This is a genomic window from uncultured Anaerococcus sp. (assembly GCF_963510575.1).
In the GTDB taxonomy this organism is placed as follows: Bacteria; Bacillota; Clostridia; order Tissierellales; family Peptoniphilaceae; genus Anaerococcus.
The window spans coordinates 1-9,614 of the sequence record NZ_CAUPFR010000069.1; the positions used below are offsets into that span (position 1 = coordinate 1).

Consider the following 9,614-nt stretch of genomic DNA (forward strand, 5'->3'; position numbering starts at 1 on the left):
ATTCATCCCAGATATTCTTATCCCATATTTCTATGGTAGTATTATTGCCAATCAAAATGGCCTCATCTGAGATACCAGCATAGTCCTTCAAAGATTTGTTAATCAAAATCCTACCTTGTTTATCAAGATTGACTTTGACAGTGGATGAGAAAAATAGCCTCTTTATGGCACGATTTTTCTTATTTTCGTAAACTAGTTGGTCAAGGGAAGCGGATCTTTTCTGGAATTCTTCCTCAGTATAAACTATCAAGGACTTTTCTGGGCCCTTGGTGAGGTAAAAATATCCATCAAGTTCTTCTCTAAAGTCGCTAGGCATCATTATTCTGTTTTTATTATCCAATTTGTGGATGTATTCACCTAGAAACATTATTTACCACCTTTTACCACTATCTTCCACTTCATCTTTATTTTATCCTATTTACTAAAAAAAAGCAAACAAAAAGACCAGTTTTAAAAACTGGTCGGATTCCTATTTGAATCTGATGATTCTCTCTTGTTTTTCTTTTTTATTATCCTTATAAAAATGTGGTGGGAGATTTTCCCTTTTAGCATAGATTAATAAAGTAATTCCCACTACCATAAATACTATTGATACTAGTTGTGCAGTCCTTAGGCCAAAGACATAGAGTGAATCAGTCCTCAAACCTTCTACAAAAAATCTTAAAATCCCATAGGCTAGAAAATATATACCTGAAATGAAACCCTTGGATGGATTTTTATACCTATATAGGACTAAGAATAAAAATATCAAAAAATCTCCAAGTGATTCATAGAAAAAGGTTGGGTGAACCTTGACCCCATCTATGATAATTCCCCAAGGCAAATCTGTTGGATATCCATGGGCTTCGGCGTTGGTAAAGTTTCCCCAACGTCCAACTGCTTGGGCAAAAACAAGGGAAGGAGATAAGATATCTGTAAGGTCAACCATAGGTATATCCCTGACCTTACTAAAAATGTAAAGGGCAATTAAGCCAAAGATAATGCCACCTTGGATGGCAAGACCTCCTCCCCTGATATCTATGATTTCATTTGGGTGAGCCCCGTAGTAGTCCCATTCAAAAATCACATACCAAAGCCTAGCACCGATAACTCCTACAGGAAGGATAGTAAAGAGGATATCGTCAACTATATCTCCCTTATAACCCCTTCTTTCAAATTCTTTTTTTGCAAAAATCGAAGAAACTAGGATGCCTGCTACAATAATTATCCCATACCAATAGACATCCATGCCAAAGATAGAAAAGGCAACCCTATCTATATTAAATTCCATCCTAGTCCTCGCTTGGGCTTGCCCAGTTGTTGTAGACCTCTTGGATATCATCATTATCTTCAAGAGCATCTATTAATTTGTTAAGTTTTTCGTGGTGGGAAGGGTCAACTTCTATCTCATTTGCAAGGTAGGAAATATTTGCTCTTTCAATCTTATAACCCATTTCCCTAAGCTTATCAAGGGTGTTGTTAAAGTCATTTACTTCTGTTAGGGCTTCAAAATATCCTTCTTCAAGGTCATCTACATCACTTGCACCAGCTTCTAAGGCATCCATCATAAAGTCGTCAAAGTTCTTGCCTTCACCATTTACAATGATTTCTCCTTTTTTCTCAAAGAGGAACATTACTGATCCATCTGTACCGAGATTACCGCCAAATTTGTCAAAGATATGTCTAACATCTGGTGCAGTCCTATTTTTATTATCAGTTAGGCAATCAACTATAAAGGCTACCCCACCTGGGCCGTAGCCTTCGTAGATTAATCTTTCAAAATTATCTCCACCTGCTGCACCACTTGCTTTCTTGATGGCTCTTTCTATATTATCATTTGGCATATTATCTGCCTTAGCCATTTCTATTGCAGTTTTAAGGCTGGCATTGTATTCAGGATCAAGTCCACCTTCCCTAGCAGCTACTGTGATATTCCTAGCGTGTTTGGTGAAGATTTTACCTTTTTTAGCATCTTCACTACCTTTTTTATTTTTAATTTTACTCCACTTATTATGTCCAGACATTATTTACTCCTTGTCTCATAGAGCATCAGCTCTTCTTTTTTATTTATTATTATATTCGCACTTGTCATATTTATTAGGTCTTTAGAAAACTTTTCGTACCTGTCAGCTCTTACATAAAGTTCAATCTTTACTTCATCTGTATAAGTTTTTTCGATTACCTGGTACTTTTCTTCATTAAGATAATTTTCGATTTGACCTAAAATATTATAAGACAAAATTAATTCTACTCTCAAATAGTCTCTCTTGTAAAGGGCATTTGGTCCAACTGTATCAGCTACCCCCTTGGTGTAGGCACGGATTAAACCACCCTTACCTAAAAGTTTTCCTCCAAAATACCTGGTTACAACCACAGCCACATTTGTCACTTGCTCTTTTTCAAGAACTGATAACATAGGAAGTCCTGCAGAGCCTTGGGGTTCACCATCGTCATTGTATCTTTTTATGACAGGCGTTTTGTTTATAATATAGGCTGTGCAGTTGTGGGTTGCATCCTTATATTTTTCCCTAATTTCTTCGATAAATCCTATGGCTTCCTCTTCACTTTCAACGTGTTTAGCAGTAGTGATAAAGACCGATTTTTCCACCTCAAATTCGGAAACTTCCGTTCCTTTTATTGTCTTATAGTCATTTGTCGATATAGGATTCATACTTACCATAGTCTCCCTTATTTATCTCAAGCTTAATTATAGTACCCTTATTATCATAATCAGTTTTTATGATATCGTAATTGGTCATAAAATAATCTAAGACCTTGCCATCAGAAAAAGGAATATGCATACTTACTTCCCTATATTCCTCTTTTATGACCTTGACTATCTCATTTTTTAAATTTTCTAGATCAGCATCGTTCTTGGCTGAGATGAAAATTCTCTCGTAGTCTCTTTTATATAAAGAAGCTGGTGTGGAACTTTCAACCTTGTCCATTTTATTGAAAACATAAATTATTTGCTTACCATCTAGGTCAATTTCATCTAAGGACTTATCTATAGTCGCAATTTGCCCGTCAATATTGTGGCTAGCATCAATTACGATTAAAAGCATATCGGCAAACTTGATTTCCTCTAGGGTTGTAAGGAAGGAATCATTTAATTCCTTGGAAAGATTGTCGATAAAACCTACTGTATCAGTTAAGGTGACTTTTGTATTTGAAAAATCAAGGCGTCTTGTAGATGTATCCAGGGTTGCAAAGAGAAGGTCATCAGAATAAACATATTTTTCCGACCCAAATAATCTCATCATCCCATTTAAAATCGTTGACTTTCCAGCATTGGTATAGCCCACAAGGGAAATGTTAAAAATATTATCCCTAGATTTACGGTTGATTCTCTTGGTTTTTTCTATATCCTTAAGGGCCTTTTCTAAAGATCTAATATCTCTTTCTATAGCCCTCCTATCGGTTTCAAGCATGGTTTCACCAGGTCCTCTGGTACCAATTCCACCTGCCTGACGTGACAAATAAGCAAACCACTTATTAATCCTTGGTAGTTGGTATTTTAGCTGAGCAAGTTTTATTTTAAGCCTTGCTTCCTTGGTGTGGGCCCTTTGGGCAAAAATATCTAAAATTAAAGATGTCCAGTCAACAACCTTGAGTTTTAGCTCTTCTTCGAGGTTATATAATTGACTGGCTGATAATTCCACATCAAATATTATGGTTTTCACTTCTAATTTATCTGCTAAATCCCTAATTTCTTCGAGTTTTCCCTTGCCTATATAAAATCTTGGGTTGACCTTGGTCACCACTTGGCTTACAAAGGCAACAGACTTACCTCCCGCTGTATTAATCAGGGATTCTAATTCATATATTTTAATTTCTTCGTTATCATCCTTGGATAGGACATTTACTTGTATAACTTCTTGCATAAAAATCCTTTCCCAAATATTATACTTTTATCTAAAATTTAATAAAGGATGGAAGTTCCCCGCAAAAAATGATAAAATAGAAGTAAGTATAAATTTTAAAATCATACGGAGGCCACATGACTAAAAAAATATCCGCTATTATAATAAAAACCCTACTTATAGTTATACTTTTTTTAGGGTCTATTATGATAGCTTTTGCTGGCATAACAGGAGGAGCTATCCTTGAAGTTATGAAGACTGCACCAGATATAGATGCAGATGCAATCAAATACGAAATGAGCCAAAATTCGACTGTTGTTGACGAAGACGGCAATGAAGTTGATGCCATAGCAACCAGTCAATATAGAGAAATAGTTTCCTACGACCAAATACCAGATAATCTTAAGAACGCCTTTGTAGCTGTAGAAGATGAAAGATTTTATGATCACAAGGGTATAGATGTTATTTCTATAGTAGGGTCTTTATTTGAAAACCTAAGGGCTGGTGGCATTGTAAGGGGTGGGTCAACAATTACCCAACAACTTGCAAGAAATACCTACCTTACAAACGACCAAACCTACCAGAGAAAAATAAAGGAAATTTATCTCGCCCTAGAAATTGAAGACCACCTAACAAAAGAAGAAATCCTCGGAGCTTACCTAAATAGGGTCTTTATGGGCCAAAACTCCTACGGAGTCCAAGCGGCAGCCAACACTTATTTTAACAAAGATGTCAAGGATTTAAACCTTGCCCAATGTGCAGCCCTTGCTGGTATAGTCCAGTCCCCATCTGAATATTCCCTATATAAGTCAATCAAAACCAGTGAAATAACTGATGAAAAAGTTTTAGGCGAATTTTCTATTGATGGAACAAAATATTCTGCAGTTTTCAATGATGCACCATTAAAACGTGAAAATTACGTCCTCGATAAGATGTATGAACTCGGCTATATAAGTGAAACTGAACTAAAAGAAGCAAAATCATTTGATATAGCAAAATCAATAGAACCCGCAGAAAGAGCCAACACTGAAATCACATCTTATTTCAATTCCCTACTAGAAAAGCAGGTAGTAGCCAAACTCATGGAAACACAAGACATGAGCGAAAACCAAGCCTGGGATAGGCTTTACTATGGTGGACTCAAAATAACAACTACCCTAGATCAGAAAATGCAAAAAAATCTTGAAGATATTTATGCAGATTTCTCATCCTACCTAATGGGCAACACATCAGGTTGGAACACTGCTCCCCTATTGGATATGAAATATGACAAGTGGGGCAACATAATAAATTCAGATGGCAAGGTGCTTTATTTCTCAAAGGGTAATTTCCTAAACGAAAATAACGACATAAGGCTATCAGCAAATGATGCCCACAAAGATGATAAGGGAAATATAGTCCTAACAACAAGCAAGGCCTACCTTGACCAAACCAAACTTGTTTTTAGAAACTATTATTCCCTAGATCCTGAAAATAAAAACCTAAGAACCCACAGGGCTGGTTTTGTAGACCTAGCCACAAATAAGAATATTTATTTAGATGATAAAGACAATATTGTTATAGCAAAATCTTTCTTAGACGAAAACAAAAACTTCATAAAATCCTACCAAGACGGAACATTTTCAATAAGCAAGGATTATTACGACTTGGACCTAGAAGGTGTTATCCAACCTCAGTCATCAACTGTAATAATCGACCACAAGACAGGTCATATCAAGGCTCTCATGGGTGGACGTGACCAAAAAGGACAGAGAATCCTAGACAGGGCCTCATCTGTACCACGCCAACCAGGTTCATCAATCAAACCACTTGCAACCTACACTCCTGCCCTAGATAACGGCTTTAACCTAGCGACAGGTGTTGACGATGTACCATTTATGATGAATGAAGAAGGCAAACCATGGCCAAGCAACGTCTACGGCTACTATATGGGAGTTAAACCTATAAGAGAAGCCCTCAAGCTATCCATAAACACAATCGCCGTTAGAACCCTTGACAAGGTGGGAATTGACGTTTCCCTAAAATACCTCAAAAACTTTGGCATAATCAAAGAAGACGGCAAGGATAATTTTGTAACCAGCGATGAAGATAAGGATAAAAATGACGAAAACCTCGCAGCCATGGGTCTAGGTGCCATGACCAAGGGACTTACAGCCCTAGATATGACAGGGGCCTATGCGGCACTTGCCAATGGTGGAAAATATATAGAACCACTCACATTCTCAAAAATAGTTGATTCAACAGGTAAGGTTCTATTTGATGACAAGGATAAAATTACCCACGAAGTAACAAGTCCAGAAACAGCTTATCAGATAACCTCAGCCCTCCAAGATGCAGGTAAGTCTTACAAAAATATCTTCTTAAAAGGAATAGACTTCGCTACAAAAACTGGTACAACAGATGATTACAACGACTTTTGGTGTATGGGCTATACACCTTATTACACAGTTGGAATCTGGATGGGATGTGATAACCAAAATATTTCCCTAACAGGATCATCTGCAGGACGAGCTGCCCTTATGTGGAATGTCATAAACAATAAAATCCTTGAAGGCTATAAGGCAGCCAACTTTGTAAAACCAAAAGGAATTGTGTCTATGGAAGTTGATACCATGAGTGGTATGCTCCCAACAGATGCTTCCCTAGCTGACCCAAGATGAACAGTAATTACATAAATCTTTGTACCAAAAAATAAACCAACCAAAGAAGACGATGTTCACGAATGGGCAACTGTCGACTCTAGAAACAACCTCCTAGCAAGCGACATGACGCCAGAAGGATTTATAGTAACAAGGTCCTTTATAAATCCAAAGTCCAACTATGACCCTACAAAATTCGCCAACACCTATCCAAAAGACTGGAATCAAAGACTTCCTAAGGCTTACTCAAATCTTGGGGAAGAAGAAGAGAAAGACGAAGAGGAAGATGAAGAAGAAAAAGAAGACGGAGAAAAAACCGAAAAAGAAAAGGACGAAAAACCAAAAGCCGAGAAAAAAGAACCTAAGGCTGAAGAAGAAGTCCCAGAAGATCCAGAACCATAAATTAAAAGGGAGTGCAATACGCACTCTCTTTTTTAGTATGAAAATCAAAGATTATCCCGATATTCCAAAGCTCATAAATTTTCCAATCAAAAAAGCCAGGCAAGGCCTGACTCTATTTCTTACGATTTTGGATTAATCCTAGGATGAATAATAAAATTACTGCACCTACTACGGCTGAAATTATTTGAGAGAACTTGCCTCCCATATAGTTTCCAAGTAGCCAGTTACCAAGGTAACCACCTAGCACACCTGTAAATATATTTGCAATTCCGCCCATCTCGGCGTCTCTTTTCATTATTCTACTTGCTATCCATCCAGCAAGGGCTCCTATAATTAATGTCCATATAAATCCTAAATTTCCCATATTATCTCCTTTTCTTTTCTTCTCTCTTCCTTATATTTATTCCCAATTTTCCAAACTTTAAACATTAAATAAAATATAAGGCGAAATATAGCTCGATAAAGGTATAATATTTGTGGAAGGTGAACTATGGAAAAGATTAAAATTTTAATAATAGAAGATGAAGAAAGTATAAATAATATTGTTAAGTCCTACCTAGTCAAAGAAGGCTATGAAGTTTACCAAGCCTTTGATGGTGAAGAGGGTCTAAAGAAATTTTTATCAGAGGATATAGACTTAGTTATCCTAGACCTCATGCTACCTAAAATACTTGGCGAGGATGTGATTAAAGAAATAAGAAATAGGTCTGAAGTCCCTGTTATCATGCTATCTGCTAAGGTAGAAGAAGATGATAAGGTCACAGGCTTAAGGCTTGGTGCCGATGATTATATTACCAAGCCATTTTCTGCTAGGGAACTAATTGAGAGAATAAAAGCTATTTTAAGACGAATTGAAAAATACAATATACCTAGGGCAGACCTCATAAAAACCCTTGACGGCAGGCTTGAGATGGACCTTGAATACAACAGGTTCTTTAAGGATGGAGTAGAAATTTACCTTACAAAAAATGAATTTTCTATTCTAAAAACCCTATTTTCAAATCCTAACAAGATTTATACCAGGGATGAGATTATAGAAATTACCTTTGGTTATGATTACGATGCCTATGACAGAGCTATAGATACCCATATTAAAAATATTAGGCAAAAAATTGAAGACAATCCAAAAAAACCAATGTATATCAAAACCATTTACGGTATGGGTTATAAGTCTGGCGGCATAGATGACTACCCTCAAGAATAAGATAATAAAGAACTTTATAGCGGGAATTCTTTCCTGTATCCTAGTTTTTTCTATCCTTATTACTCTCTTGGTCACAATAAACTACAACGACCTCTTTAAGGCAATCGATGATAAAAGACCTAAGGAAGTTGTAGAGCAGTTTACAAGATTAAATAATGATGCTAATATTAGTGGAAAATCCATGTGGGATTACCTAGCAAATATGGCTGTTGACCAAAGGGTAGATATAAAATATTACGATCAGAACAATAAGCTTCTCAAAGACCTTAAGGGACGTGACGAATCTGACCACTCTAGGATATTGACAAAGGAATATAACTTTATTGATGAAAATAACAATTCCAAGGCAGGTAAAATTGAAATTTTTTACAATAGGGACCTTACTGGGATAAATGAAATGAAGGGCAACTTTACCCAGGCCGTTTTATATGCGATTACAATTTCACTTGCCATCGGTCTTGTTATAGCTATTATCCTTTCTACAAATATTTCAAAACCTATCGCATCAATCGGTGAATCAACTCTTGCCATAAAAGAAGGCAATTACGACCTTATTGCTGAAGATACGGACATTAAAGAAATAGAAAATTTAAGGGATAACATTAACTACCTATCCTCTAACCTTAAAAGGCAGGAATCAATAAGAAAACAATACGCTCAGGATATTTCTCACGAACTAAGGACTCCCCTTACCAACCTCAAACTCTACATAGAAGCTATGAAAGATGGGGTTGTCGATGCAGATCCAGCCACACTCGATATTTTATCCAATGAAATATTTAGGCTCGAAGGTCTAGTTGTGGGCCTAAAAAATACCTTTGATGAAAATGTATCTTATGCAATTTTATCAATATCTGAAGTTAACCTCACTGAGCTTATTGAATATATAGCTGGTTCTTTCCTTGCTAAAGCTAGATTAAATAACATTACTATTCAAACCCATCTTGATAAGAATGTTATTTTCACAACAGATAAGGATAAACTCAGCCAAATTATCCAAAACCTTATTTCCAATGCTATAAAGGCCATCGGCAAGGACGGAGAAATTAATATCCATCTTAGAGAAACCGATAAAGATATCATTATAAATGTAACTGATACTGGCATCGGCATCAAAGAAGATAATATACCAAGGATATTTGAAAGATTTTTTAGGGTTGAAGATTCGAGAAATACCAAGGAAAATGGTGTTGGGCTCGGTCTTGCAATTACAAAAAATTTTGTCGAAGCCCTATCCGGAAAGATAAAAGTAAAGTCAAAGCTTGGCGAAGGTAGCGATTTTGCCATAATCTTTGAAAAAAATAATAGGGAGACCCATGACAAGAAGAAAGAGAAATTACTCTAGAAAAAATACCGAAAAACCAAAGAGGACCAAAAGTCCCCAAAAAAACCAAATTAGGATTATTAAAGATAGGGAAAATCTATCTCCAAGAGAAATCTCAAGGATGAAAAGATCCAAACGTGAGAAAGAAAGGGTCTACAGAAGGCGCAGGATGACCTTGGCCCTTCTTTTAATCCTGATAATCC

General features: G+C 36.4%; 11 protein-coding genes. 5 read left to right on the top strand and 6 right to left on the bottom strand.

Annotated features, from left to right (window positions below; all coding sequences use genetic code 11):
* From mraZ to hflX, 5 genes are all read right to left on the bottom strand, one after another.
* A partial coding sequence (gene mraZ / locus RQ907_RS05985) for a division/cell wall cluster transcriptional repressor MraZ (protein ID WP_311492470.1) occupies positions 1–367 on the bottom strand: 367 nt, incomplete at its 3' end.
* 102 nt (positions 368–469) lie between these two features.
* Positions 470–1,270 (bottom strand): prolipoprotein diacylglyceryl transferase, encoded by an 801-nt coding sequence (lgt, locus tag RQ907_RS05990; protein WP_311492471.1) that lies wholly within the window; start codon positions 1,268–1,270, stop codon positions 470–472.
* A gap of 1 nt (position 1,271) precedes the next feature.
* Positions 1,272–2,003: a YebC/PmpR family DNA-binding transcriptional regulator gene (locus RQ907_RS05995; RefSeq protein ID WP_311492472.1), complete on the bottom strand. Its 732-nt coding sequence runs from the start codon at positions 2,001–2,003 to the stop codon at positions 1,272–1,274.
* Complete coding sequence (locus tag RQ907_RS06000; protein WP_311492473.1) at positions 2,003–2,650, bottom strand: YigZ family protein; 648 nt, start codon at positions 2,648–2,650, stop codon at positions 2,003–2,005. The genes RQ907_RS05995 and RQ907_RS06000 overlap by 1 nt, the downstream gene beginning before the upstream one ends.
* Positions 2,628–3,863, bottom strand: coding sequence for a GTPase HflX (gene hflX / locus RQ907_RS06005; RefSeq protein WP_311492474.1), 1,236 nt, complete (start codon positions 3,861–3,863; stop codon positions 2,628–2,630). The genes RQ907_RS06000 and hflX overlap by 23 nt, the downstream gene beginning before the upstream one ends.
* Positions 3,864–3,979: 116 nt before the next feature.
* Here hflX and RQ907_RS06010 point away from each other — a divergent pair, with 116 nt between their 5' ends.
* Both RQ907_RS06010 and RQ907_RS06015 read left to right on the top strand, forming a co-directional pair.
* Positions 3,980–6,502, top strand: coding sequence for a transglycosylase domain-containing protein (locus tag RQ907_RS06010; protein WP_311492475.1), 2,523 nt, complete (start codon positions 3,980–3,982; stop codon positions 6,500–6,502).
* A gap of 105 nt (positions 6,503–6,607) precedes the next feature.
* Positions 6,608–6,883 carry a hypothetical protein gene (locus tag RQ907_RS06015; protein ID WP_311492476.1) on the top strand — a complete coding sequence of 92 codons (276 nt, stop codon included), beginning with the start codon at positions 6,608–6,610 and terminating at the stop codon, positions 6,881–6,883.
* 112 nt (positions 6,884–6,995) lie between these two features.
* Here the strand turns inward: RQ907_RS06015 and RQ907_RS06020 are convergent, their stop codons facing one another.
* A complete protein-coding gene (locus RQ907_RS06020) occupies positions 6,996–7,247 on the bottom strand; it encodes a GlsB/YeaQ/YmgE family stress response membrane protein (protein ID WP_004828775.1) in 252 nt (83 codons plus the stop codon).
* Between the two features lie 126 nt (positions 7,248–7,373).
* Here RQ907_RS06020 and RQ907_RS06025 point away from each other — a divergent pair, with 126 nt between their 5' ends.
* The 3 genes from RQ907_RS06025 to RQ907_RS06035 all read left to right on the top strand — a co-directional run.
* A complete protein-coding gene (locus RQ907_RS06025) occupies positions 7,374–8,087 on the top strand; it encodes a response regulator transcription factor (RefSeq protein ID WP_311492477.1) in 714 nt (237 codons plus the stop codon).
* Positions 8,068–9,432, top strand: coding sequence for an ATP-binding protein (locus RQ907_RS06030; protein WP_311492478.1), 1,365 nt, complete (start codon positions 8,068–8,070; stop codon positions 9,430–9,432). The genes RQ907_RS06025 and RQ907_RS06030 overlap by 20 nt, the downstream gene beginning before the upstream one ends.
* A partial coding sequence (locus tag RQ907_RS06035; RefSeq protein ID WP_311492479.1) for a hypothetical protein occupies positions 9,404–9,614 on the top strand: 211 nt, incomplete at its 3' end. The genes RQ907_RS06030 and RQ907_RS06035, both read left to right, overlap by 29 nt.

What these genes read in the sequence shown, in the direction of transcription:
- RQ907_RS06030 (WP_311492478.1), top strand. Translation starts at nt 8,068, where the DNA reads ATGACTACCCTCAAGAATAAGATAATAAAGAACTTTATAGCGGGAATT.
- RQ907_RS05995 (WP_311492472.1), bottom strand. Translation starts at nt 2,003, where the DNA reads ATGTCTGGACATAATAAGTGGAGTAAAATTAAAAATAAAAAAGGTAGT.
- RQ907_RS06015 (WP_311492476.1), top strand. Translation starts at nt 6,608, where the DNA reads ATGACGCCAGAAGGATTTATAGTAACAAGGTCCTTTATAAATCCAAAG.
- hflX (WP_311492474.1), bottom strand. Translation starts at nt 3,863, where the DNA reads ATGCAAGAAGTTATACAAGTAAATGTCCTATCCAAGGATGATAACGAA.
- RQ907_RS06020 (WP_004828775.1), bottom strand. Translation starts at nt 7,247, where the DNA reads ATGGGAAATTTAGGATTTATATGGACATTAATTATAGGAGCCCTTGCT.
- RQ907_RS06010 (WP_311492475.1), top strand. Translation starts at nt 3,980, where the DNA reads ATGACTAAAAAAATATCCGCTATTATAATAAAAACCCTACTTATAGTT.
- RQ907_RS06025 (WP_311492477.1), top strand. Translation starts at nt 7,374, where the DNA reads ATGGAAAAGATTAAAATTTTAATAATAGAAGATGAAGAAAGTATAAAT.
- RQ907_RS06000 (WP_311492473.1), bottom strand. Translation starts at nt 2,650, where the DNA reads ATGAATCCTATATCGACAAATGACTATAAGACAATAAAAGGAACGGAA.
- lgt (WP_311492471.1), bottom strand. Translation starts at nt 1,270, where the DNA reads ATGGAATTTAATATAGATAGGGTTGCCTTTTCTATCTTTGGCATGGAT.